The organism is Caloramator sp. Dgby_cultured_2, from assembly GCF_028872215.1.
Classification (GTDB): domain Bacteria; phylum Bacillota; class Clostridia; order Clostridiales; family Caloramatoraceae; genus Caloramator; species Caloramator australicus.
The window spans coordinates 940,600-964,570 of record NZ_CP118396.1 but is presented as its reverse complement, the minus strand read 5'-3'; the positions used below and the strand labels follow the sequence as shown (position 1 = coordinate 964,570).

Below are 23,971 nucleotides of genomic sequence, written 5' to 3'. Positions count from 1 at the left end.
AATACTTGACACCTTTAAAAGTTTCTGTTAGTATAATAGAGGATGATATTTATGGATAAATTAAGCTATATAACTATGCTTATGGATTTTTATGGAAATTTATTAACAGAAAAGCAAAGAATGATAATGTCCTATCATTACGAAGAGGATATGTCATTAAGTGAGATATCAGAAGTAATGAATATTTCAAGACAAGCAGTCCACGACATAATAAAAAGAAGCGAAAAGACTCTTTTGGACTATGAAAAAGAATTAGGATTAGTAGATAAATTTTTAAGACAAAAGCAAAGGCTTGTAGTTATCAAAAATTTATTATTAGAAAAGAAGGATAAAGATTTACAACCTATAATTGAACTAATAGAAGAGTTGATTGATTCCTAATTAGGAGGGCTTTTTATGGCATTTGAGGGTTTAACCCATAAATTACAGGAAACATTTAAAAAATTAAGAGGTAAGGGTAAACTTAGTGAAAAAGATGTTAAGGATGCAATGCGTGAGGTTAAGCTAGCCCTTCTTGAAGCTGATGTGAATTATAAAGTTGTTAAGGATTTTATAAATGTTGTAACAGAAAGAGCAATTGGCCAAGAGGTAATGGAAAGCCTAACCCCTGCCCAGCAGGTTATAAAGATTGTTCATGAAGAAATGATTAAACTGATGGGAGGCACTGAAAGTAAAATCAATATATCACCTAAGCCTCCTACAGTAATAATGCTTGTTGGTCTACAGGGGCTGGAAAAACTACTATGGCAGCTAAGCTTGCTCTTCATCTTAGAAAGAACAACAAACATCCCCTATTGGTTGCTGCTGATATATACAGACCAGCTGCTATTAAGCAGCTTCAAATTCTCGGCGGACAGATTGACATTCCTGTGTTTACTTTAGGCGATAAGGTTAACCCCGTTGATATAGCAAAGGCATCTTTAGAATATGCAAAAAGAATGCGAAGGATATAGTTATAATAGATACAGCAGGTAGACTTCATATTGATGAAGAGTTAATGCTTGAACTTGAAGGCATTAAAAAGAGGTTAATCCAGATGAGATTCTCTTGGTTGTTGATGCTATGACAGGTCAAGATGCAGTTAATGTTGCTCAAAGTTTTAATGATAAATTAGATATAACAGGAATTATATTAACTAAGCTAGATGGAGATACCAGAGGGGAGCAGCGTTATCAGTTAAAGCTGTGACAGGTAAGCCCATCAAGTATGCTGGTGTTGGTGAAAAGCTGTCGGATTTAGAAATTTTTTATCCTGATAGAATGGCATCAAGAATATTAGGAATGGGCGATATATTAAGTCTAATAGAAAAAGCACAGCAGGCTATCGATGAGAAGAAAGCGCTAGAAATGCAGCAAAAATTAGAAAGACAAGAATTTACTTTGGAAGATTTTTTAGATCAGATGCAGCAAATGAAGAAATTAGGACCTTTAAAGGATTTAATTAAAATGATTCCTGGATTGGATACTAGTAAACTTGATGATATTGATTTTGAAGAAAATGAAAAGGAAATGGCAAAAATTGAGGCGATAATAAAATCTATGACTAAGGAAGAAAGAAGAAATCCTTCAATAATAAACTCTAGTCGCAAAAAAGAATAGCAAAAGGTTCTGGAACTACTATTCAGGATGTAAATAAGTTGTTAAATAATTTTGAACAGGCGAGAAAGATGATGAAGCAGTTTTCTGATATGCAAAAACACGTGAAAAAGGAAAATTTAAATTTCCTTTCTTTAAATAAATAATGCAACATTTTAAGGAGGTGAAATTATGGCAGTTAAGATGAGACTTAGAAGGATGGGTGCAAAGAAAGCTCCATTCTACAGAATTGTAGTAGCAGATTCAAGATCACCAAGAGATGGTAGATTTATAGAAGAAATAGGATATTATAATCCTACAACAGAACCTGCAGATATTAAAATCGATGCAGAAAAGGCTAAAAAGTGGCTTTCAAATGGTGCACAGCCAACAGATACAGTAAGAAGCCTTTTAAAGAAGGCAGGCATCATATAATAAAGGGGTGCTTGACATGAAGGAGCTTGTTGAAGTTATAGCTAAAGCTCTTGTAGACAATCCTGATGCCGTTGTTGTAAATGAAATCTCAGGTGAGCAATCAGTAATAATTGAGCTTAAGGTTGCACCTGAAGACATGGGAAAAGTTATAGGAAAACAAGGCAGAATAGCAAGAGCTATTAGAACTGTTGTAAAAGCTGCAGCAACAAAGGTAAATAAAAGAGTAGTTGTGGAAATAATATAAAGAGTTAGGATTATCCTAACTCTTTTTAACTATTAATAAAAGGGTGATGTTATGATTAAATATTTAAAGATTGGAAAGATTATAAATACCCACGGAATTAAAGGCGAAGTTAAAATTTATCCCTTGACGGATGATGTTAAAAGGTTTGATAAACTTAAATTTGTTTTTTTCAAAAGAGGGGATTTATATGAAAAAGTTAATGTTCAAGGGTTAAAATATTTTAAAAATCTTGTTATTTTAAAACTGGAAGGCATAGACGATATGAATGCGGCTGAAAAAATCAAAAATGATTATATTTACATCGATAGAGAAAATGCTGTAGAATTACCTGAGGATACATATTTTATTGCAGACTTAATTGGTATGGATGTTGTGAACATAGAAACTGATGAAAAAATAGGCAGGATTATATCAGTGTTTTCTACAGGAAGCAACGATGTATATGAGATTAAAATGGATAATGGTAAAATTATTTTAATCCCTGCTATTAAAGATGTAGTAAAGCATGTAGATGTCGAAAATTCTTTAATGAAAATAAAACTTATTGAGGGATTAATATGATATTTGATGTGTTAACTTTATTTCCTGAAATGTTTGATGCTCTAAACTATAGCATAATAGGTAGAGCACAAGAGAAAAAACTTATAACAATTAATCTTTACAATATTCGAAATTATACCACTAACAAACATAAAAAGTAGATGATTACCCTTATGGTGGCGGTGCAGGGATGGTAATGCAGGCAGAGCCGATATATAATTGTGTAGACGATATTAAAGAGACTTATGGCTATAAACCATACACGGTTTTCCTTACTCCCCGTGGTAAGCGGTATGATCAAGAGCTTGCTAAGGAGCTTTCTAACAGAAAACATATTATGTTAATTTGCGGGCATTATGAAGGAATAGATGAGAGAATAATGCCCCTTGTAGATCTTGAGATATCAATAGGTGATTTTGTTTTAACGGGTGGAGAACTAGCAAGTATGATTATTATTGATTCTGTCTCAAGGCTGGTTCCGGGAGTTCTATCGACTAATGTTAGTTTTGAAAATGAATCCTTCTATAATGGTCTTTTAGAATATCCCCAATATACAAGACCAAGGGAGTTTAGAGGCATGAAAGTTCCAGAGGTTCTATTGTCTGGAAATCATAAGGATATTGATGAATGGAGAAGATACCAATCTTTAAAGCTAACGTATATAAAAAGACCGGATTTGCTGAAAAATGCAGAATTGACAAAGGAAGATTTAAGAATGCTTAATATGATTAAAAAGAAATAGAAATGGAAAAAGAAATGTAAAATATTATTGCCAAAACAAGCAATGTATGTTATAATAAACCCTGTGTGAAAACGGGCGTTCCTCTAGGTATGTCTATGAACGTCTAGGAAGGAAGGAGGGAAATGCTGTGGATATAATTAGAGCAATTGAGCAAGAACAAATAAGAAAGGACCTTCCAAAATTCAATGTTGGTGATACGGTAAGGGTTCACGTAAAGGTAAAAGAAGGTAACAGAGAAAGAATCCAAGTTTTTGAAGGAATCGTTTTAAAGAGACAAAATGGAAGCATAAGAGAAACATTTACTGTAAGAAGAATTTCTTACGGTGTAGGTGTTGAAAGAACTTTCCCAGTTCATTCACCAATTATTGACAAGATAGAAGTTATAAGAAGAGGTAAAGTTAGAAGAGCTAAGCTTTATTACCTCAGAAAGAAAGTTGGTAAAGCAGCAACTAAAGTTAAAGAAATTATCGAATAAAGAGACTGTTCAGCAGTCTCTTTTTAATTATATATTTTATTTAAGGGAATAATTATTAATAAATAAGCCTAAGGAGGCATAAAAATGAATATACAATGGTATCCTGGACATATGGTAAAAACTAAAAGGCTAATCGCAGATTCATTGAAGCTTATCGATGTTGTTTTAGAACTTTTAGATGCGAGGATTCCTATAAGTAGCAAAAATCCCGATGTTGATTCGATAATAAAAAATAAACCTAGGATTATATTACTAAATAAGTCAGAGCTTGCAGATCCTTTGATTACGAAGGAATGGATTACATACTACAAGAATAACGGAATTTCGGCACTTGACATAGATTGTATTTCAGGTAAAAATATTAATAAAATATATCCATTAATCAAAGAAATATTAAAGGATAAAATAGAAAGAACACAGCAAAAGGGAATAATCGGTAGGCCAATAAGGGCCCTAGTTCTTGGCATACCTAATGTTGGAAAATCTACATTTATAAATAAAATTGCAAAGAAATCCTCAGCTCAAACTGGTGATAGACCGGGTGTAACAAAAATAAACAATGGATTAAAGTTAATAAAGAATTTGAACTTTTGGATACTCCAGGAATATTATGGCCTAAATTTGATGATGAAAAAGTTGCCTTACATTTAGCATATGTGAAATCCATTAAAGAAGAGATACTTGATGTCGTTGAATTGAGTATTAAATTTTTAAATGAAATAAAACAAATTTCCCCAAAGGTATTAGAGGAAAGATATAAGGTGAATGTCATAGATGATGTCTATGCCCTGCTAACTGAAATAGGTAAAAAAGAGGATGCGTTGTTTCGGGGGCGAGGTTGACCTTTATAGGACTGCTAATATAATTTTAGAAGATTTTAGAGCTGCGAAACTAGGAAGAATTTCTCTTGAATTACCAATGGATATGATGGATGGAGTTGAAGCGAATGAATAATATAAAGGACATAGAGGACATGCTTAAAGAATGCAAAAATTTGGATGAGTTTTACCGCATAAAAAATAAAATTATGGAAAATGAAAGGAAAAAGAGTATATACAAAATTTTAGACAAATATGAAAGGGATTTAAATAATAAGGTATTATTAGAAAAAGAGTATCAAAAGCGTTGTAAGTATGAAAATGAATTAATTAAAAATTATAAATTTATAGCAGGTATTGATGAGGTAGGAAGGGGACCACTAGCAGGGCCCGTTTATGCTGCTGCAGTTATTTTAGACTTTGAAAATCCAATACTAGGAATAAAGGATTCAAAAAATTAACTGAAAAACAAAGATTAGAGCTCTATGAAAAATAAAAACAGAAGCACTTGCCTATTCCTTAGGATATGCAACAGTTGAAGAAATAGATGAACTTAATATACTTGAAGCGACAAAATTAGCCATGTTAAGAGCTATAGAAGGGCTCAAAATAAAACCAGATATTATTATGATAGATGCATTAAAACTCGATATAGATGTTCCACAAATATCGATTATAAAGGGAGATGATTTATCAGTTTCAATTGGGGCAGCATCGATTATAGCTAAAGTAGAAAGGGATCTTTATATGCAAAAGCCTCAATTCAGTATCCCTTATATAATTTTGCTCAAAATAAAGGATATGGCACAAAAGAACATATTGAAGCAATAAAAAATATGGTCCTTGTGAGATACATAGAAGGACTTTTATAAGAAATATTATCGGGTGATCTTATGTTTAATAAAAAAAGCTTGGAAATTTAGGTGAGGAAATTGCTTCAAGGTATTTAATTAATAAAGGGTATCTAATTATACAAAAAATTTTAGAACAAAGTTTGGTGAAATAGATATAATTGCAAGGGATGGAAGGTATCTTGTATTTATTGAAGTAAAATTGCGTAAAAGCTTAAACCTTGGATATCCTAGGGAAGCAGTAGATTATTATAAACAACAAAGAATTAGAAATTTAGCAAATCTATATTTAGCTAAAAAAGAATAAAGGATGCCTTCATTAGATTTGATGTAGTTGAAATAATGCTGGATGAAAATGAAAATGTAAAATCTATATATTTAATTCAAAACGCCTTTGAATGAAAATGATCCTAATTTTTACTAGGATCATTTTTTTATGTTTAAAAATAATAATATAGGAAATAATTGTTTTTAGAAAAAATGTAGCTAGAGGTGAAAAAATGATTAGCAAGGTGTTTTCTTTGTCATTAATGGGAATAGATGGATTTGTTGTTGAGGTTGAGGTGGATTTGAATGGAGGATTACCTTCAATTAATATGGTGGGGCTACCTGATACGGTGGTTAAAGAATCAAAAGAAAGGGTAAAGTCTGCTATAAAAAATTCAGGCTTTAAAATGGAACCTGCAAGGATAACAATTAATTTTGCACCTGCAGATTTAAAGAAGGAAGGAACACATCTTGATCTTGCAATAGCTGTTGGGATTTTGAGCTGTATGAATGAAATAAATTATAAAAATACTTTAGGATGTGCTTTTATTGGAGAATTGTCATTAAACGGTGAAATAAGAGGGGTAAGGGGAGTCTTGCCTATGGTATTAGAGGCAAGAAAAACCTTCAAAAAATTTTTATACCACAAGAAAATTTGGGGAAGTTGATTTTATCGAGGACATCAAAATATATCCTGTTAGCAATTTAAATGAGGTTGTAGATATATTAAACAATAATATAGATTACAACTACATGCCAATAAAAAATAATTATGATGAAGTAAAGTATGAATTCGATTTTAGCGAAGTTAAAGGACAAAAATTTGTTAAGAGGGCTGTAGAAATTGCAGCCAGCGGAGGACATAATGTCCTCATGATTGGTCCTCCAGGAAGTGGTAAAACTATGATAGCTCAAAGAATTCCAACTATTCTGCCTGAACTTACTATAGATGAAGCAATAGAAGTTACAAAAATTTATAGTATTGCAGGACTTTTGAAGGAAAAGGGAAAGCTAATATTAACACCACCTTTTAGAAGTCCACATCATACAGTCTCCTTTGCGTCCTTTATAGGTGGAGGAGGTAATCCAACACCAGGTGAAGTTTCGCTAGCCCATAATGGGGTATTGTTTTTAGATGAGTTTCCCGAATTTAGAAGGGATGTAATAGAGTTATTAAGACAGCCCTTAGAGGACGGTTCGGTTTTGATTTCAAGAGTTAAAGGAAAGATAAATTATCCAGCAAGAATAATGCTTGTGGCAAGCATGAATCCCTGTCCATGTGGTTACTATGGATATCCGTATAGACAGTGCCATTGTTCAGAGAACCAAATTAGAAATTATTTCAATCGTATATCGGGTCCTATACTTGATAGAATAGATATACAAATTTCTGTAGAACAGATAGACTATGAGGATTTACATGGTAAAAAAGCTGAAGAATCATCATTAGAAATAAGAAAAAGAGTTATCAGAGCAAGAAAAATTCAGATAGAAAGATTTAAAGAAGATGGAATTTATACAAATGCACAAATGAAGAATAAACATATAAATAAATATTGTGTTTTTAGCAAAGCAGCAAGTAAAGTTCTTGAGAAGGCTTATAAAAACTTAAAACTAAGTTCAAGGGGTTATACAAAAATAATAAAGATTTCAAGAACTATTGCAGATATGGATGGAAGTGAAATAATAAATGAAGATCATGTATCAGAAGCAGTTCAGTATCGAATTTTAGATAATAAGATATACAAATAAGGTGAGAAGAATGGATAAAGAAAAGTTTCTAAAATTATGGTTTATGAATTTACCTATAAAGGATGAACTGAAGATAAAATTGCTGACCATAGGAATAGGTTTAGATGAAATATATGAAATGAATAGAAAGGATTGGATGGATTTAGGTTTAAATATTTATGAAGCTGATGAAACTTTAAATGTAAAAAAGAGAGAAAAGAAATATATGATCAAGTTAAATTTTTATTAGACAATAAATTAACTTTAGTTCTATTTAATGATGATGGATACCCAATGAAACTTAAAAATATATATGACCCTCCAGCAGGATTATTTATTAAAGGTAACATAATAGACTATGCTAATACTTTGGCGATAGTGGGTTCAAGGAAGGCTACTAATTATGGTTTAACAGTAGCCTATAAATTTTCTAGGGATATCAGTAGATACGGAATAAAAATTATCAGCGGACTAGCGAAAGGAATAGATACGGCGGCTCACTTAGGATGCTTAGATGCTGATGGAGTAACTATAGGAGTTTTAGGCAATGGGTTTAAATTTATTTATCCTATTTCAAATAAAGAAGTTATTAACAGAATTGCTATTAAAGGTGCAGTATTGACTGAATTTTTACCAGATGAAAAACCTTTTCCTCAAAACTTCCCAAGGAGAAACAGAATAATAAGTGGTCTTGCAGATTTTGTATTAGTAGTTGAAGCAACAGATAGAAGTGGATCTCTTATAACAGCTAGGTTGGCATTAGAGCAGGGTAAAGATGTGTTTGCAGTTCCAGGGAATATATTTAGCATAAATAGTGTTGGAACTAACAATTTGATAAAAGATGGAGCAAAATTAGTATCTAATATTGAAGACATACTTTCAGAATATGGAATAAGCTTGAAAAATAACTTATATTTTGGGTATAATGAATTGGAATTAACAATAATAAATATATTAAAAATAGGAGCAATTACTATAGAAGAGCTATTGGAAAGAATCGATATGGAGGTAAATGAGGTTCTGAAAACCATAGGTAAACTCGAATGCAATGGAATAATTAGAAGAACATTTGGAAATTATATTACTTTAAATGATTAATTAAGTATAGAATTTTTAGAAGATTTTGTTATAATACTAATACTTATGTAAAGCTGGAGGGGATAAAATGTCGCAGTCTTTGGTTATTGTTGAATCACCAGCTAAAGCAAAGACGATTAGTAAATTTTTGGGTAAAAATTTTAAAGTAAAAGCATCGATGGGACATATTAGAGATTTACCTAAAAGCCAACTTGGTGTTGATATAGAAAATAATTATGAACCTAAGTATATAACTATAAGGGGTAAAGGAGATCTAATTGATGAATTAAAGAAAGAAGCAAAAAAGCCTCGAAGGTATACATAGCTACGGACCCGGATAGAGAAGGGGAAGCTATTTCATGGCATCTTGCATATATATTAGGTTTAGATATTTCTGAAAAATGTAGAGTTGAATTTCATGAAATAACAAAAAGGCAGTGGTGAATGCGATAAAAAATCCAAGGGATATAAATATGAATTTAGTAAATGCACAACAAGCAAGAAGAATTTTGGATAGGCTTGTTGGTTATGAAATTAGTCCGGTATTATGGAAAAAAATTAAATGGGGACTTAGTGCAGGTAGAGTTCAATCTGTTGCTGTTAGATTGATTTGTGATAGAGAAAAGGAAATAAGGGAATTTGTTCAAGAAGAATATTGGACAATAACTGCTACTTTAAAAAATGGAGATAGGGTTTTAGATGCTAAATTGATATCCTTTGGAGATGAAAAACTAAAAATCACTAATAAAGAGCAGGCAGACGAGATAATAAAAAGGTTGACTGGCAAGATTTTTATGTAAATGAGGTTAAAAAACAAGAGAGAAGAAAAAACCCATTTCCACCCTTTACAACGTCGACATTGCAACAGGAGGCATACAAAAAGTTAAATTTTTCAACTAAAAAAACGATGCAAATTGCCCAACAACTTTATGAAGGAATCGAGATAAAGGGGAAGGATCGGTTGGTCTTATTACTTACATGAGAACTGACTCAGTAAGAATCTCAGATGAAGCAAAAAAGATAACCCGAGATTTTATAAAGGATAATTATGGCACTGAATTTGTGCCTTCAACTGAAAGGACATATAAATCAAAAGGTGGAGCCCAAGATGCTCATGAGGCGATAAGACCTACATCTGTTGAAAGAACTCCAGATAGAATAAAAAATTCCTTAACGAATGATCAATATAAATTATACAAATTAATATGGGAGAGATTTGTAGCAAGCCAAATGGCAGATGCTATTTATGATACTATGAGCATTGAGTTTGAATCTGAAAATTATATATTTAAGTCGAGTGGTAGTATATTAAAATTTTCAGGCTTTTTAAGTGTATATAGAACTGATGAAGAGGAAGAAGACAAATTATTACCTGATGTGAAAGAAAAAGAGGAGTTTCAACCTGTAGCAATTGAACCTAAACAACATTTTACTCAACCACCGTCAAGATATACCGAAGCTACATTAGTAAAGGCGTTAGAGGAAAATGGCATTGGAAGGCCAAGCACCTATGCACCTATTATAACAACGATACTAGAAAGAAAATATGTTGAAAGGGATAAAAAGTTCTTAAAGCCTACCGAATTAGGGGAAATCGTAACAGAGCTTCTTAAAGAATATTTTTCAGATATAGTTGATATAGATTTTACAGCTGAAATGGAGAACAAATTAGATGAAGTAGAACAGGGTAAGGAAAATTGGATTGACATAGTCGATGGGTTTTATAAACCGTTAAAGGAAAAAATTAAAATTGCAGAGGAGAAAATCGGAAAAATAAAAATAGAAGAGAAGGTCGAGGAAACTGATATAAAATGTGAAAAATGTGGAAGAAATATGGTTATAAAATCAGGAAAGTTTGGAAGGTTTTTGGCGTGTCCTGGTTATCCCGAATGTAAGAATGCCAAACCATTGGTTGAAGAAATCGATGTTTTATGTCCTTTATGTGGTAACAAAATTATCGTAAAAAAATCTAAATCGGGAAAGATGTTTTACGGTTGTAGCAATTATCCAGAATGTAAGTTTGCAAGTTGGTATAAGCCTGTTAATATGAGATGTCCTAAATGCGGAAAAGTATTATATCAAAGAAAGCAAAAGGATAAGACTATTTATTTTTGTGATGATAAAGAATGTGGTTATGTAGAAGAAAAGTGATTTTTTATTGATATTTTAAAAATTTTGTGATATATTATACTTAATTGTTGAAACAATTTAGACAATTCATAAAATTACAAAAAATGATTTTTTAAAAATTTATATTTTTTTAACAAAAAATTAATGAAATGACTAGGGGAAGGTGCTAAAATGTTTAAGGCGACTACAATAGTTGCAGTTAAGGATCAAGATAGGGTTGCTATAGCTGGGGATGGACAGGTAACTTTTGGGGAAAATACGATAATTAAGAGCACTGCTAAAAAAATAAGGAAGATTTATAAGGATTCAGTTTTAATTGGTTTTGCTGGTTCAGTAGCTGATGCTTTTACGCTTTCTGAAAAATTTGAAGAAAAGTTGGAACAAACAAATGGCAATCTAAAAAGGCTGCAGTTGAATTAGCCAGTTTGTGGAGAAGTGATAAAATCTTAAGAAGGCTAGAGGCACTGATGATAGCTGCCAATAAAGATACTATTCTAATTATTTCTGGAAATGGTGAAGTTATAGAGCCAGATGATGGTATAGCCGCTGTAGGATCTGGGGCAATGTATGCCTTAGCTGCAGCAAGGGCTCTAAAGAGAAATACAAAACTTTCGCCTGAGGAAATAGTAAGAGAATCGTTAATCATTGCCTCTGAGATTTGCGTTTATACAAATAATAATATCGTTGTCGAATCTATATAACTTCCCTAAAAGGGGGACAAAGATGAACAATATGACTCCAAAGGAAATAGTAAAGGAGCTTGACAAATATATTATTGGACAAGATGAAGCTAAGAAAAAGGTGGCAATTGCCTTAAGAAATAGATACCGAAGAAGGATGCTAACTTCGGATATTAAAGATGATATTATGCCTAAAAATATATTAATGATAGGTCCTACAGGTGTAGGAAAGACTGAGATTGCAAGGAGGCTTGCAAAATTAGTTAAAGCTCCTTTTATTAAAGTAGAAGCAACAAAGTTTACTGAAGTTGGCTATGTTGGCCGTGATGTTGATTCAATGATAAGAGACTTGATGGAGGAATCAATTAGAATAGTTAAAGAAGAAAAAATGAATGAAGTAAATGAAAAGGCGTTAGCCTTAGCAAAAGAAAGAGTGTTAAATATACTAGCTCCTCTTCCAAATAAAAAGTCAAATGTAAAAATCCCTTTGAGTTTATTTTTGGTTTTCAACAGGAGACTAAACCAGTTGAGATAGAAGAAATAGATGAAAATGATTTACAATTAAAAAGAGATCAGATTTTAAAGCAATTGGAAGCTGGTTTGTTAGATGATGTGATAATAGAAATTGAAATCGAAGATAACAATTTAATGCCGGTTGAGATAATGGCAGGATCAAATTTAGAAGGCATGAATATCAATTTCAATGAAATTTTTGGAGACCTTTTTCCTAAAAAGAAAAAAAGAAAAAAGTCAAAATAAGGGAAGCTATAAGGATATTTTCACAAGAAGAGGCTTCTAAATTAATCGATATGGATTTAGTTATTGAAGAGGCTAAAAGAAGAGCAGAAGAAGATGGGATAGTTTTTATAGATGAGATTGATAAAATAGCAAGTAGGAGTAAAGGCAGCGGACCTGATGTTTCTAGGGAAGGAGTTCAAAGGGACATCTTACCAATAGTTGAGGGAAGCACTGTTAATACAAAGTATGGCCCAATAAAAACTGACTATATATTATTTATAGCAGCTGGAGCCTTCCATGTCTCTAAAGTAACTGATTTGATACCAGAACTTCAGGGAAGATTTCCTGTTAGAGTTGAATTAAAAGACCTAACTAAACAAGATTTCAAAGAAATACTTGTTAAACCTAAAAACGCTATAACAAAGCAATATATTGAATTGTTAAAGGTAGATGGTGTAGAGTTAGAATTTGTGGATGATGGTATTGATGAGATTGCACAGGCAGCCTTTATAATGAATCAGCAACAGGAAAATATAGGTGCTCGAAGGCTTCATACTGTTATTGAAGAAATTTTAGAGGATATATCATTTGAGGCTCCGGATCTTCCAAAAAAATAATTATTGATAGAGATTATGTAAAAAATAAACTTAAGGATCTATACAAACAACATGATACATCAAAATTTATTATATAAAGAAAGGATGGTAATGAAGATATGGCAACTTTATTAGAGAAGACTAGGGTTTTGAATAAAATATTGCAAAAATCTGCAACAGAACCAGTAGTATTTTCAGACATATGTAAAATTTTAAGCGACGTTATAAATTGCAATGTTTACATTGTAAGTAGAAAGGGCAAAGTTCTTGGATATAGCTTAGTAGATTCCTTTGAATGTGAAATTTTAAAGGAAATTGTAATTAATGAACAAAAATTTCCTGAAGATTACAACAATCAGATTTTAACCATCAATGAAACAAGACCAAATTTAAGAAACGAGGGGATCTGTGTTTTTGATAGATCAAAGGAATGCATCCATGTAAATAAATACACAACTATTGTTCCAATTATAGGTAACAGAGAAAGATTGGGAACTTTATTAATAGCTAGATATGGCTCTGAATTTACCGATGAAGATCTTGTGTTAGCTGAATATAGTGCAGCAATCGTTGGAATGGAAATCATAAGATCAAAACAAGAGGAAATAGAAGAGGAAGCAAGGAAAAAGGCTGTAGTTCAATTGGCTATTGGCACCTTGTCATACTCAGAATTGGAGGCAGTAGAACATATCTTTAATGAATTAGAAGGAAATGAAGGATTATTAGTTGCAAGTAAAATAGCAGATAAGGTAGGTATTACACGTTCTGTTATAGTTAATGCACTAAGAAAATTTGAAAGTGCAGGTGTAATAGAATCACGTTCTTTAGGAATGAAGGGAACGCATATTAAGATATTAAATGACAAGTTATTAGATGAACTTAAAAAATTGAAGAATAGCTAAAAACATATCCCTTGGTGATCAAGGGATATGTTTTTGAGAAAAATATGTAAAATTAAATATATTTGTGTTGTCAATTTTTTAATTATATGTTATACTACTTAAGGTAATAAATACTCACGCTACTCGATTTTTAAAAGGGTGCCTTAGGGCCTTTTAAAAAAATGAGAGTAGCGGCGGAAAAACCAAATGGAGGTGTATTAAATGTCAGTTATTTCAATGAAACAACTTTTAGAAGCAGGAGTTCACTTTGGTCATCAAACAAGAAGATGGAATCCAAAGATGGCTCAGTATATTTTTACTGAAAGAAATGGAATCTATATTATCGATTTACAAAAAACAGTAAAGAAAATGGAAGAGGCTTATGAGTTTGTAAAGCAGGCTGCTGCTGAAGGTAAGGAAATCCTTTTTGTTGGAACTAAAAAACAAGCTCAGGATTCAATAAAGGAAGAAGCAATAAGATGTGGAATGCACTATGTTAACGAAAGATGGCTTGGCGGTATGCTTACGAACTTCAAGACAATTAAGACAAGAATTGAAAGACTTGAAGAATTAGAAAGAATGGAACAGGACGGAACCTTCGATCTTTTACCAAAGAAGGAAGTAATGAAGCTAAGACATGAAAAGGAAAAATTAGAAAAGAACCTTGGCGGAATTAAGAACATGAAAAGAATTCCTGATGTTCTTTTTGTTGTTGACCCAAGAAAGGAAAAGAACGCAGTTGCAGAAGCAAGAATTTTAGGTATACCAGTTGTAGGAATTGTAGATACTAATTGTGATCCAGATGATGTAGATTATGTAATTCCAGGTAACGATGATGCAATAAGAGCAGTTAAACTTATTGCATCAAAGATTGCAGATGCAGTTATTGAAGGAAGACAAGGAGAACAAATGGCTGAATAATTAAGGTAAGGGATTATTCCCTTACCTTTGACATAATATTAGAATTATTTACATAAGGAGGAATAAATATGCAAATAACCGCTAAAATGGTTAGTGAGCTAAGGGAAAGAACAGGCGCTGGTATGATGGACTGTAAAAAGGCTCTAAATGAAGCAAATGGGGACATGGATAAGGCTATAGAAATATTAAGAGAAAAAGGATTGGCTGCTGCTGCAAAAAGGCAGGAAGAGTTGCAGCTGAAGGACTAGTTGAAACTTATATTTCTGAGGATGGTAAGAGGGGAGCTATAATAGAATTAAATTGCGAAACTGACTTCGTTGCTAAAAATGTTGACTTTGCTGAGTTAGCTAAGAACATAGCAAAACATGCTGCATATTCTAATGCTAATTCAGTTGAGGAATTACTTGAAGAAAAATTTATTGTTGACAACAATGTAAGCGTTAAAGATGCAATAACTGCACTTATAGCAAAGCTAGGAGAAAATATGACATTTAGAAGATTTGAAAGATTTATTGCTGAGGAAGGAGTTATTTCTGACTATATCCATGGTGGCGGTAGAATAGCTGTTATGGTTCAATTAAAGGGAGGAAACGAAGCAGTTCTTAAGGAAGTAGCTAAGGAACTTGCACTTCAAATAGCTGCAGCAAACCCATTATATCTAAACAAAGAAGATGTTCCAGCAGATGTTATTGAAAAGGAAAAGGAAATTTATAGACAACAGGCATTAAACGAAGGAAAACCAGAAAAAGTTGTTGAAAAGATGGTGGAAGGAAGATTACAAAAATACTATAAAGAAGTTTGCCTTATTGAGCAACTTTGGATAAGGGATCAAGATTTAACAATAAGAAAATATCTTGAAAATAAATCAAAAGAAGCTGGAAATGAAATTACTGTAGTTAAGTTTGCTAGATTTGAAAAGGGCGAAGGTATAGAAAAGAAGGAAGAAAATTTTGCTGAAGAGGTAATGAAGCAAGTTAAAATGTAAAGAGAACACAGCTGTGTTCTCTTTTTGAAAAAAGAAGGATTTTTCTAACTTTTGGAGAATTATTATTTTGGAGGTTTGTTATGACAACACCAAAGTATAAAAGGGTAATGTTAAAGTTAAGCGGAGAAGCCTTAGCAGGTAAAAATGGTTATGGATTTGATTTTGAAGTAGTTCAAAGAATTGCACAGGAGATTAAGGAACTTGTTGAAATGGGGGTTCAGGTCGGTGCGGTTGTAGGTGGAGGAAACATTTGGAGGGGTAGATATGGTGCAGGAATGGATAGAACAACTGCAGACTACATGGGAATGCTGGCAACATGTATAAACGCAATGGCCCTTCAAAACATTTTAGAAAACATGGGAGTAGTAACTAGGGTTCAAACAGCAATTGAAATGAGGGAAATAGCAGAGCCCTTCATTAGAAGAAAAGCTGTAAGACATTTAGAGAAGGGGAGAGTGGTAATATTTGCAGCTGGAACAGGTAATCCATATTTTTCAACTGACACTGCAGCAGCATTAAGAGCAGCAGAAATTTGTGCTGAAGTTATATTGTTAGCTAAAAATGTTGATGGAGTATATGATTCTGATCCCAACCTTAATCCAAATGCTCAAAAATTTGACAAATTAACCTTTCAGGAAGTCCTTGAAAGGGATCTAAAAGTAATGGATTCAACAGCAACATCTTTGTGTAAAGATAATAATATACCAATAATTGTTTTTGGCCTTAATACTCCTGGAAATATTAAAAGGGCAGTTTGTGGAGATATGGTAGGAACTTTAGTTTCAAATTCGTAGGGAGGGAAAAGTTATGATTAAGGAAGTTATCAAATCTCATGAAGAAAAAATGAAAAAATCTCTTGAACTTTTAAAACATGAATTGCAAAGCTTAAAGGCAGGAAGAGCAAATCCAGCAATGCTTGATAAAATTACTGTAGATTATTACGGAACACCGACTCACATTTCATCTTTAGCAACTATTACTGTTCCTGAGCCAAGAGTTTTGCTTATACAACCCTGGGATAAGAGTGTTGTAAAAAGTATTGAAAAGGCTATACAAAAATCAGATTTAGGAATAAATCCAGTTGCAGACGGAAATGTTGTAAGATTAGTGATTCCTGAACTTACTGAGGAAACAAGAAAAAATCTTGTTAAAGTTGTTAAAAAACATGGAGAAGATGCTAAAGTAGCAATTAGATCAATTCGTAGAGATGCTAATGAAAAAATAAAAGCCCTCAAAAAAGAAGGAGTTTCAGAGGATGAAATTAAAAGAGCAGAAGATGAAATTCAAAAAATGACAGATAATTTTATAAAAGAAATAGATAAGCTTGTAGAAGCTAAAGAGAAGGAGATTATGACTGTATAATGGAAATGCAAAGATTTTTAGGATATTCATTAAAATATCTTGAAGAACTTTTAAACAGTCAAAATGTCCCTTTTACGGTTAAATACGTATTAGCACCAAACGGAAAGAAATTAGGAGATGAAGTAAGGATTATTAAAATAGATGAAGCTGATACCATTACTATTTATGTATCTTATTTTTAACCCCTCGCTTGAGGGGCATTTTTGCATTAGGAGGTTAAATTATGGAATGGTTGTTTAAAAGAAAAAAGAAGACAGCTTAATAGATGAAGAAATAGATATGTCAAACCTTCCACAGCATATAGCAATTATAATGGATGGTAATGGTCGTTGGGCAAAGAAAAGGAATCTACCTAGAACGATGGGGCATAAAGCGGGAGTTGAAACGATACGTGAAATCGTTAAAACATGTTCAAAAATAGGAATAAAATATTTAACTTTATATGCCTTTTCAACAGAAAATTGGAAAAGGCCTCAGGATGAGGTAAATACTTTGATGAATTTGCTTGTTGAATATTTAAGAAAAGAAGTGGAAGAGTTAGATAAGAATAATGTTATTATTAATTGGATAGGTGATATATCAAAATTACCACTAATATGTCAGGAGGAATTAAAAAGGGCTAAAGAAAAAACAAAGGACAATGATGGGTTGACTTTAACTTTAGCTTTAAACTATGGAGGAAGGGATGAAATAAAAGAGCAATTATAAATATAGCAAAGGATGTTAATGCTGGGAAACTTGATGTAGATAGTATCGATGAGAATACAATTTCAGGTTATTTGGATACTGCAAACATTCCTGATCCGGACTTATTAATAAGACCTAGCGGTGAACTTAGGATAAGCAATTTTCTTCTATGGCAAATAGCTTATTCGGAATTATGGTTTTCAGATATATACTGGCCTGACTTTAGTAGCAAACATCTTCTTGAGGCAATAAAAGATTATCAAAAAAGAGAAAGACGTTTTGGATCAATAAAATAAAGAGGGTGAACGAATTGAATACAAGGGTTATTAGTGCAATAGTGGCAATTCCAATATTGATCTTGTTTACAATTGCAGGAGGATATATATTTAAAGCTGGAGTTATGGCTTTGACTGCAATTGCCCTTTACGAATACATATCAGCATATAAAAATACAAATAGCAAGGTCATTACACCAGTTATAATTTTAATTTATTTTCTAAATTTCATATTAGTCTTTTTAAATTATGATTTTGAGCTAAACCTTTTATTGATTATTTTTACAACGCTTTTGAGTATGTCAGTCCCAATTTTCAACAAAAAGTATAACGTTATATCATCATCACTTACTGTTATAGGTGTTTTGTATATTATAGTATTTTTTAATACACTTATACAAATTAGAATTAATAACTATGGTAATCGGCTTATATGGCTAACTTATATTGTCCCATGGGCATGTGATACTTTTGCTTATTATACAGGAAAATTTTTGGTAAAAGAAAACTTTGCCCAGATGTAAGTCCCAAAAAACAGTAGAGGGTTCCATAGGGGCATTTTAGGAAGCATAGTTGGAAGCATGATCTGGTTAAGCTTCAACAGAGAAATTAACATAAGCGTAGCATCAATTATGCTCCTTGCCATCATGGGAGGAATTATATCACAAATAGGGGATCTTTCAGCATCGTTGATTAAAAGACATGTTGGAATAAAGGATTATGGCAACATAATGCCTGGACATGGTGGCGTTTTAGATAGATTTGATAGCATACTATTTGTTGCTCCTTTAGTATATTATTATATAGAAATAATGAAATTTTAGGTTGATATGAAGGTAAATAAAAATATTTATTTTAAATGGATATTCTTGATTGCTATAATTGCTACCATTAAAATTATATCAACTTATTTTAATCAGCTTTTTATTGCTTTTTTAATAGCTATTATATTACAACCTATGGTATGCAATTCTAAAAAATCTTAAAAAGTAGAATAGCAGCTGTTATAATTTCATATTTATTTATTATTTTTGTTGCTTTATCGACCACAAAAATAATGTTAAATTTTTCTTATAATGTCATTCTGAATATGTTAAATAATTTACCATCTTATTTTGAAAATATCGATAAAACGATTAGACAATATAACAGTAGCTATACGGGCACAAATTTACAAAAAGTGTTAGATTATTTTGATGCATTTATTAATTCATTTAAGCACCAATCAATAAATCTTGTTTACAACACAATAAATGGCTTGACAAGCATTTTATTAATTGTGTTTTTGTCTGCAGTTATTAGTTATGATTTTGATTTGATTTTGAAGTTTTTAAAAAAGTATCTCCCTTTGGAAATTCGATTGGCTGCAAAAACGTATATAACTTTGTTCAAATGATTATAATTGTTCAACTACAACTTGTTGCTATTTCCTTCATTTTTATGACATTTAGTTTTCTACTGTTAGGTTACAAAAATGCTTTAATTTTGGGGATAGTATGCAGTATTTTGGATATATTACCTATAGTGGGACCAGCTCTATTATTTATTCCAATGATTATAGTAGAATTTTTAGAGCATCACACCATTTCAGCGATAGGATTAATAATAACATATATTCTTAACGTTTTTATAAGACAGATTATGGAGGTAAAATTATTAAAAACAAAGTTAAAATTAAGTCCTATAGTGATAATTTTTAATCTTTATCTTGGCTATGTTCTATTTGGATGGTTTGGGGTTATTATAGCTCCAGTGATATATTTATTTGCTTTAGAGTTGTTAACAAATGATAATAAATTTGTGAAAGGAGCAGTAGGATGAGGAGATTATGCATTCTTGGCTCTACAGGTTCGATAGGAACACAGGCACTAGAAATTGTTAGGACAAAAAAGAAGAATTTAAAATAATTGCTTTGACAGCAAACAGCAATGTAGAATTATTAATCGAACAGGCAAAAGAATTTAAGCCTAGTTATGTTGTTATCATGGATGAATCGAAAAAGAATTACTTAAAGGATAAACTTGCAAATTTAGAAATAGAGGTTTTAACTGGAATAGAAGGGTTAGAGTATGTTTATACTTTAAAGGAAGTTGACATAGTCCTTACTGCTGTTGTCGGTATGATTGGTTTAAGGCCAACAGTTCAAGCAATTAGATCCAAAAAGAATTGCATTAGCAAATAAAGAAACGATGGTTGTAGCAGGTGAAATAATAAAAAAGAATTAAAAGAATATAAGGCAGAGATTATTCCAGTAGATAGCGAACATAATGCCATTTTTCAAGCATTACAAGGTAATAAAAAGGATGAAGTTGTAAGGATAATTTTAACGGCATCAGGTGGACCATTCAGAGGTTATAAAAAAGAAGAGTTGAAAGACGTAACACCAGAGTTGGCCATTAAACATCCAAGGTGGAATATGGGCAAAAAATATCGGTAGATTCAGCAACGCTAATGAATAAAGCCCTTGAAGTAATCGAGGCCCATTGGTTATTTGATATGGATTATGATAAAATAGATGTTATAATTCATCCACAAAGCATTGTTCATTCAATGGTAGAATACATTGATGGCTCAATAATTGCTCAATTAGGAGTTACAGATATGAAATTACCAATAAAATATGCTCTTGAGTATCCTAAAAGGACAAATAGTGTGTCAGGTTATCTTGATCTTAAAGCTGTGGCAAAACTTACCTTTGAAGAGGTAGATACAGAGACATTTGAATGTTTGAAGCTTGGTTATTTAGCTGGTAAAATTGGCGGATCAATGCCAACTGTATTAAATGCTGCAAACGAAGAAGCGGTAAAATTGTTTTTGGAAAGGAAGATTTCCTTCCTTGAAATACCTAAACTACTACAAGCTGCAATGGAAAATCATAAGGTGGAACATAATTTAACGATAGAAAAGATAATAACAATTGAAGAATCAACCAAAAAGTATATTAATGAATTGATTAAATAGGAAGGTGATTAATTTGACAACTTTATTGGCTTCTATATTTGTTTTTGGACTATTAATAACTGCTCATGAATTGGGTCATTTTATTTTGGCTAAGATTAATGGTGTTAAAGTATTAGAATTTTCTATAGGTATGGGACCAAGGCTTTTTAAAATTAAAGGTAAGGAAACTGAATATAGCCTACGTTTACTACCTGTTGGAGGTTATGTTAAGATGCTTGGAGAAGAAGAAGAATGCGATGATCCTCGAGCATTTAGAAAACAAAGTCCATGGAAAAGACTATCTATTTTAATTGCTGGAGCTTTTATGAATTTTATTTTAGCCATTATTCTTTTTATAGTTATATTTTATAATGTTGGTGTCACAACCCTTACTATAGATAGCGTTGTAAGGGACTATCCAGCTTTTAGATCTGGAATAAGGCCTGGAGATAAGATAGTTGCAGTAAATGGCAACAGAATAAATTCATGGAATGAATTTCTGATTTTTATGAATAACAACCAAAATAAAGAATTTGTTCTCACAGTCAAAAGAGATAATATCATAATTGACAAAAAGCTTGAGCCTATTAAAAATCAAGAAGAAAATAGATACATAATAGGAATAACTCCTAAGGTGGAAAAGGGCAAGCTTTTAGTGGCGATATCTTCATCTATAAATGAAACTATAGTATCAATAAAACAAATGTTAATCGTTTTAGGGGGTCTTATAACAAGAAAGGTATCAACTGACAACTTAGGAGGACCAGTGGCTATTATTAAGATGTCGGGTGAAGCAGCAAAAATTGGTATATGGAGTCTTCTATATTTTGCAGGCTTCTTAAGTATAAATTTAGGAATAATGAATTTGATTCCGTTTCCTGCATTAGATGGTGGCTGGGTAGTTATTACATTTATTGAAGGCATAACAGGTAGAAAAATAGATGAAAATAAAATTGGATTAATTAATCTTATAGGTTTTACATTATTAATGTTACTTGCTATAATAATTACTTATAGGGATATATTGAGAATATTTGCTTAGGGTGATGATAATATGCAAAGGAAGAAGACTAAAAAAGTTAAGGTAGGAAATGTTTACATTGGCGGTGACTCACCAGTTACTATTCAATCTATGACAAACACTAAAACTGCAAATATAAAGGATACGATAGAACAAATTAAGTTACTTGAAAAAGCAGGATGCGAAATAATTAGAGTGGCTGTTCCAGATGAGGAATCCGCCCAGGCTATTAAAAAAATTAAAAAGGAAATCAACATCCCATTAGTTGCAGATATCCATTTTGATTATAAATTAGCTATAAAATCTATTGAACACGGAGCAGATAAAATACGAATTAATCCGGGCAACGTCGGTGGAATTGATAAAATTAAAGAAATCATTAAGGCTGCAAAGCATTATAATATTCCTATAAGAGTAGGCGTAAATTCTGGATCCTTAGAAAGGGATATCCTTGAAAAATATAAAAAGCCCTGTGCAGAGGCTTTAGCTGAAAGCGCAATAAGAAACGTAAAATTGTTGGAGGACTTAGATTTTTTAACATTGTAGTATCAGTAAAATCATCTAATGTATTAGAAACCATAGAGTCTTATAAAATACTTTCAAGAAGTATTGATTATCCATTACATTTAGGAGTAACAGAATCAGGAACATTAATATCAGGAACAGTAAAGTCATCGATTGGAATTGGTCTATTACTTTATGAAGGAATTGGGGATACAATTAGGGTATCATTAACTGATGATCCAGTTAATGAAATTAAAGTGGCAAGAGAAATTTTAAAATCTCTGGGGTTAAGAAAGGGAATTGAAATAGTATCATGCCCAACTTGTGGGAGAACCAATATTAATTTGATAGAATTAGCACAGAAAATAACAAGGGAATTAGAAAATTATACAAAACCAATTAAGGTTGCCATTATGGGATGTGCAGTGAACGGTCCGGGTGAAGCTAAAGAAGCTGATATTGGAATTGCAGCAGGTAAAGGTGACGCGCTAATATTTAAAAAAGGTGAAATAATAAAAAAGGTTAAGGAATCAGAAATTTTGGAGGAGCTATTAAAAGAAATTGAAAAACTTTAGAAGATATTAATTAATAGGGGGATATTTATGAAAGTATCTTGTATTATTCCGGCCTATAATGAAGAAAAAACGATTGCCTCTATTATTGATACGGTAAAAGGGTTAATGAAGTTAATGAAATAATAGTTGTTAGCGATGGATCAACTGATGCAACTGCCATTGTAGCGAAGCAAGCTGGAGCTAAGGTTATAGAATTGCAAGAGAATATGGGAAAAGGAGCCGCCGTAAAAATAGGAATTGAAAATGCAAAAATGATATTGTAATGCTTCTTGATGCTGACCTTATAGGTTTAAATGAACAGCATGTTCTTGATTTATTACTACCTGTATTAAACGATGAAGCTGATATGACTGTAGGGATATTTGTTAATGGACGATTAACAACCGATTTAGCTCAAAAATCGCCCCTTTTTATCCGGGCAGAGGGTATTAAAAAAGCATATTTTTTACAACATAGACAACATTGAATTTACAAAATATGGAATAGAAGTAGCCCTTACAAGATATCTGCGAAAAAATAATTTTAGAGTTAAAAATGTAGAACTTCCTGATCTTACCCACATTATGAAGGAAGAAAAATTAGGTTTTAAAGAAGGATTTAAAGCAAGGATGAAAATGTATAGGGATATTATTAAGACATTGAAGATGTAGCAGGATGGTGAAACAGATGCTGAAATCGTTAAAAGAAGTAATAAACGATCCACAAATTGAATCTAGTGAATATAATGATATTTACATAAAAAAGATTATGGTAAATAAAAAAGAAGGTAGAATTGATGTTCATTTAAAGACTGCGAAGATGTATGATGATATATTACTTAATAAATTGAAAGTGTTTTTTAAGCAAAAATTAAATATAGACAGCGATATTTTTTTCACTTGGATACAAATATAATTAATCCTCAAAGCTTTGATAAAGAAAC

The 23,971-nt window shown here is 31.9% G+C and carries 24 protein-coding genes and 10 pseudogenes; all 34 read left to right on the top strand.

Annotated elements, in window-relative coordinates:
* Positions 1 to 51 precede the first annotated feature (51 nt).
* The 34 genes and pseudogenes from PWK10_RS06455 (at position 52) to PWK10_RS06290 (ending at position 23,943) form a co-directional block, all read left to right on the top strand.
* A complete protein-coding gene (locus tag PWK10_RS06455) occupies positions 52 to 381 on the top strand; it encodes a putative DNA-binding protein (RefSeq protein WP_008908194.1) in 330 nt (109 codons plus the stop codon).
* 15 nt (positions 382 to 396) lie between these two features.
* Positions 397 to 1,741: pseudogene (gene ffh, locus PWK10_RS06450) on the top strand (signal recognition particle protein).
* Between the two features lie 25 nt (positions 1,742 to 1,766).
* Positions 1,767 to 2,009 carry a 30S ribosomal protein S16 gene (rpsP, locus tag PWK10_RS06445; protein ID WP_008907558.1) on the top strand — a complete coding sequence of 81 codons (243 nt, stop codon included), beginning with the start codon at positions 1,767 to 1,769 and terminating at the stop codon, positions 2,007 to 2,009.
* A 16-nt stretch (positions 2,010 to 2,025) separates the two neighbouring features.
* Positions 2,026 to 2,253, top strand: coding sequence for a KH domain-containing protein (locus PWK10_RS06440; protein WP_008907559.1), 228 nt, complete (start codon positions 2,026 to 2,028; stop codon positions 2,251 to 2,253).
* 51 nt (positions 2,254 to 2,304) lie between these two features.
* The gene (rimM, locus tag PWK10_RS06435) at positions 2,305 to 2,814 is read left to right on the top strand and encodes a ribosome maturation factor RimM (protein WP_274767735.1); all 510 of its coding nucleotides are present in this window, start codon (positions 2,305 to 2,307) and stop codon (positions 2,812 to 2,814) included.
* Positions 2,811 to 3,535 (top strand): annotated as a pseudogene (trmD, locus tag PWK10_RS06430) (tRNA (guanosine(37)-N1)-methyltransferase TrmD). Before rimM ends, trmD begins: the two are co-directional and overlap by 4 nt.
* A gap of 127 nt (positions 3,536 to 3,662) precedes the next feature.
* Complete coding sequence (gene rplS, locus PWK10_RS06425; protein WP_008909018.1) at positions 3,663 to 4,010, top strand: 50S ribosomal protein L19; 348 nt, start codon at positions 3,663 to 3,665, stop codon at positions 4,008 to 4,010.
* 84 nt (positions 4,011 to 4,094) lie between these two features.
* On the top strand, positions 4,095 to 4,661 hold the full coding sequence (gene ylqF, locus PWK10_RS06420) for a ribosome biogenesis GTPase YlqF (protein ID WP_274767734.1): 567 nt from the start codon (positions 4,095 to 4,097) through the stop codon (positions 4,659 to 4,661).
* 165 nt (positions 4,662 to 4,826) lie between these two features.
* On the top strand, positions 4,827 to 4,964 hold the full coding sequence (locus PWK10_RS06415; protein WP_274767733.1) for a hypothetical protein: 138 nt from the start codon (positions 4,827 to 4,829) through the stop codon (positions 4,962 to 4,964).
* On the top strand, positions 4,957 to 5,289 hold the full coding sequence (locus PWK10_RS06410) for a hypothetical protein (RefSeq protein WP_274767732.1): 333 nt from the start codon (positions 4,957 to 4,959) through the stop codon (positions 5,287 to 5,289). Before PWK10_RS06415 ends, PWK10_RS06410 begins: the two co-directional genes overlap by 8 nt.
* Positions 5,290 to 5,320: 31 nt before the next feature.
* Complete coding sequence (locus tag PWK10_RS06405) at positions 5,321 to 5,659, top strand: ribonuclease HII (RefSeq protein WP_342455702.1); 339 nt, start codon at positions 5,321 to 5,323, stop codon at positions 5,657 to 5,659.
* Between the two features lie 171 nt (positions 5,660 to 5,830).
* Entirely contained in the window at positions 5,831 to 5,986 is a 156-nt protein-coding gene (locus tag PWK10_RS19550) for a YraN family protein (RefSeq protein WP_446715346.1), read from the top strand.
* Positions 5,987 to 6,179: 193 nt separating this feature from the next.
* Complete coding sequence (locus PWK10_RS06395; RefSeq protein WP_274767731.1) at positions 6,180 to 6,614, top strand: magnesium chelatase domain-containing protein; 435 nt, start codon at positions 6,180 to 6,182, stop codon at positions 6,612 to 6,614.
* A gap of 4 nt (positions 6,615 to 6,618) precedes the next feature.
* Entirely contained in the window at positions 6,619 to 7,698 is a 1,080-nt protein-coding gene (locus tag PWK10_RS06390; protein WP_342455701.1) for a YifB family Mg chelatase-like AAA ATPase, read from the top strand.
* A gap of 10 nt (positions 7,699 to 7,708) precedes the next feature.
* Positions 7,709 to 7,927, top strand: coding sequence for a hypothetical protein (locus PWK10_RS06385; RefSeq protein ID WP_274767730.1), 219 nt, complete (start codon positions 7,709 to 7,711; stop codon positions 7,925 to 7,927).
* A complete protein-coding gene (gene dprA / locus PWK10_RS06380; protein WP_274768141.1) occupies positions 7,900 to 8,775 on the top strand; it encodes a DNA-processing protein DprA in 876 nt (291 codons plus the stop codon). Before PWK10_RS06385 ends, dprA begins: the two co-directional genes overlap by 28 nt.
* A gap of 67 nt (positions 8,776 to 8,842) precedes the next feature.
* Positions 8,843 to 10,905: pseudogene (gene topA, locus PWK10_RS06375) on the top strand (type I DNA topoisomerase).
* 150 nt (positions 10,906 to 11,055) lie between these two features.
* A pseudogene (hslV, locus tag PWK10_RS06370) lies at positions 11,056 to 11,585 on the top strand (ATP-dependent protease subunit HslV).
* 22 nt (positions 11,586 to 11,607) lie between these two features.
* Positions 11,608 to 12,996 (top strand): annotated as a pseudogene (gene hslU, locus PWK10_RS06365) (ATP-dependent protease ATPase subunit HslU).
* A 21-nt stretch (positions 12,997 to 13,017) separates the two neighbouring features.
* Positions 13,018 to 13,800: a GTP-sensing pleiotropic transcriptional regulator CodY gene (codY, locus tag PWK10_RS06360; RefSeq protein WP_274767729.1), complete on the top strand. Its 783-nt coding sequence runs from the start codon at positions 13,018 to 13,020 to the stop codon at positions 13,798 to 13,800.
* Positions 13,801 to 14,001: 201 nt separating this feature from the next.
* Positions 14,002 to 14,700, top strand: coding sequence for a 30S ribosomal protein S2 (rpsB, locus tag PWK10_RS06355; protein ID WP_274767728.1), 699 nt, complete (start codon positions 14,002 to 14,004; stop codon positions 14,698 to 14,700).
* A 68-nt stretch (positions 14,701 to 14,768) separates the two neighbouring features.
* Positions 14,769 to 15,685, top strand: a pseudogene (gene tsf, locus PWK10_RS06350) (translation elongation factor Ts).
* 80 nt (positions 15,686 to 15,765) lie between these two features.
* Positions 15,766 to 16,479, top strand: coding sequence for a UMP kinase (gene pyrH / locus PWK10_RS06345; RefSeq protein ID WP_008908762.1), 714 nt, complete (start codon positions 15,766 to 15,768; stop codon positions 16,477 to 16,479).
* A 13-nt stretch (positions 16,480 to 16,492) separates the two neighbouring features.
* A complete protein-coding gene (gene frr / locus PWK10_RS06340) occupies positions 16,493 to 17,047 on the top strand; it encodes a ribosome recycling factor (protein ID WP_008908761.1) in 555 nt (184 codons plus the stop codon).
* Entirely contained in the window at positions 17,047 to 17,229 is a 183-nt protein-coding gene (locus PWK10_RS06335) for a hypothetical protein (protein ID WP_274767727.1), read from the top strand. Before frr ends, PWK10_RS06335 begins: the two co-directional genes overlap by 1 nt.
* Before the next feature lie 97 nt (positions 17,230 to 17,326).
* Positions 17,327 to 18,030, top strand: a pseudogene (locus PWK10_RS06330) (isoprenyl transferase).
* A gap of 5 nt (positions 18,031 to 18,035) precedes the next feature.
* Positions 18,036 to 18,833: pseudogene (locus tag PWK10_RS06325) on the top strand (phosphatidate cytidylyltransferase).
* Between the two features lie 535 nt (positions 18,834 to 19,368).
* Positions 19,369 to 19,830 (top strand): AI-2E family transporter, encoded by a 462-nt coding sequence (locus tag PWK10_RS06320; RefSeq protein ID WP_274768140.1) that lies wholly within the window; start codon positions 19,369 to 19,371, stop codon positions 19,828 to 19,830.
* A pseudogene (locus PWK10_RS06315) lies at positions 19,827 to 20,970 on the top strand (1-deoxy-D-xylulose-5-phosphate reductoisomerase). Before PWK10_RS06320 ends, PWK10_RS06315 begins: the two are co-directional and overlap by 4 nt.
* Positions 20,971 to 20,983: 13 nt before the next feature.
* Entirely contained in the window at positions 20,984 to 21,991 is a 1,008-nt protein-coding gene (rseP, locus tag PWK10_RS06310) for an RIP metalloprotease RseP (protein WP_274767726.1), read from the top strand.
* Positions 21,992 to 22,003: 12 nt separating this feature from the next.
* Positions 22,004 to 23,049: pseudogene (gene ispG, locus PWK10_RS06305) on the top strand (flavodoxin-dependent (E)-4-hydroxy-3-methylbut-2-enyl-diphosphate synthase).
* Between the two features lie 119 nt (positions 23,050 to 23,168).
* On the top strand, positions 23,169 to 23,312 hold the full coding sequence (locus tag PWK10_RS06300) for a glycosyltransferase (RefSeq protein WP_342455700.1): 144 nt from the start codon (positions 23,169 to 23,171) through the stop codon (positions 23,310 to 23,312).
* Positions 23,312 to 23,515 carry a hypothetical protein gene (locus tag PWK10_RS06295; protein ID WP_274767725.1) on the top strand — a complete coding sequence of 68 codons (204 nt, stop codon included), beginning with the start codon at positions 23,312 to 23,314 and terminating at the stop codon, positions 23,513 to 23,515. Before PWK10_RS06300 ends, PWK10_RS06295 begins: the two co-directional genes overlap by 1 nt.
* Before the next feature lie 200 nt (positions 23,516 to 23,715).
* Positions 23,716 to 23,943 (top strand): hypothetical protein, encoded by a 228-nt coding sequence (locus PWK10_RS06290; protein ID WP_274767724.1) that lies wholly within the window; start codon positions 23,716 to 23,718, stop codon positions 23,941 to 23,943.
* The last annotated feature ends 28 nt before the right edge of the window (positions 23,944 to 23,971 follow it).

Excerpts from the sequence above, each read along its gene's own strand:
- PWK10_RS06295 (WP_274767725.1), top strand. The coding sequence starts at position 23,312 with ATGCTTCTTGATGCTGACCTTATAGGTTTAAATGAACAGCATGTTCTT.
- PWK10_RS06385 (WP_274767730.1), top strand. The coding sequence starts at position 7,709 with ATGGATAAAGAAAAGTTTCTAAAATTATGGTTTATGAATTTACCTATA.
- rpsP (WP_008907558.1), top strand. The coding sequence starts at position 1,767 with ATGGCAGTTAAGATGAGACTTAGAAGGATGGGTGCAAAGAAAGCTCCA.
- PWK10_RS06410 (WP_274767732.1), top strand. The coding sequence starts at position 4,957 with ATGAATAATATAAAGGACATAGAGGACATGCTTAAAGAATGCAAAAAT.
- PWK10_RS06440 (WP_008907559.1), top strand. The coding sequence starts at position 2,026 with ATGAAGGAGCTTGTTGAAGTTATAGCTAAAGCTCTTGTAGACAATCCT.
- PWK10_RS06290 (WP_274767724.1), top strand. The coding sequence starts at position 23,716 with ATGCTGAAATCGTTAAAAGAAGTAATAAACGATCCACAAATTGAATCT.
- PWK10_RS06335 (WP_274767727.1), top strand. The coding sequence starts at position 17,047 with ATGGAAATGCAAAGATTTTTAGGATATTCATTAAAATATCTTGAAGAA.
- PWK10_RS06415 (WP_274767733.1), top strand. The coding sequence starts at position 4,827 with ATGCGTTGTTTCGGGGGCGAGGTTGACCTTTATAGGACTGCTAATATA.
- PWK10_RS06455 (WP_008908194.1), top strand. The coding sequence starts at position 52 with ATGGATAAATTAAGCTATATAACTATGCTTATGGATTTTTATGGAAAT.
- pyrH (WP_008908762.1), top strand. The coding sequence starts at position 15,766 with ATGACAACACCAAAGTATAAAAGGGTAATGTTAAAGTTAAGCGGAGAA.
- codY (WP_274767729.1), top strand. The coding sequence starts at position 13,018 with ATGGCAACTTTATTAGAGAAGACTAGGGTTTTGAATAAAATATTGCAA.
- ylqF (WP_274767734.1), top strand. The coding sequence starts at position 4,095 with ATGAATATACAATGGTATCCTGGACATATGGTAAAAACTAAAAGGCTA.
- PWK10_RS06395 (WP_274767731.1), top strand. The coding sequence starts at position 6,180 with ATGATTAGCAAGGTGTTTTCTTTGTCATTAATGGGAATAGATGGATTT.
- rimM (WP_274767735.1), top strand. The coding sequence starts at position 2,305 with ATGATTAAATATTTAAAGATTGGAAAGATTATAAATACCCACGGAATT.
- frr (WP_008908761.1), top strand. The coding sequence starts at position 16,493 with ATGATTAAGGAAGTTATCAAATCTCATGAAGAAAAAATGAAAAAATCT.
- rpsB (WP_274767728.1), top strand. The coding sequence starts at position 14,002 with ATGTCAGTTATTTCAATGAAACAACTTTTAGAAGCAGGAGTTCACTTT.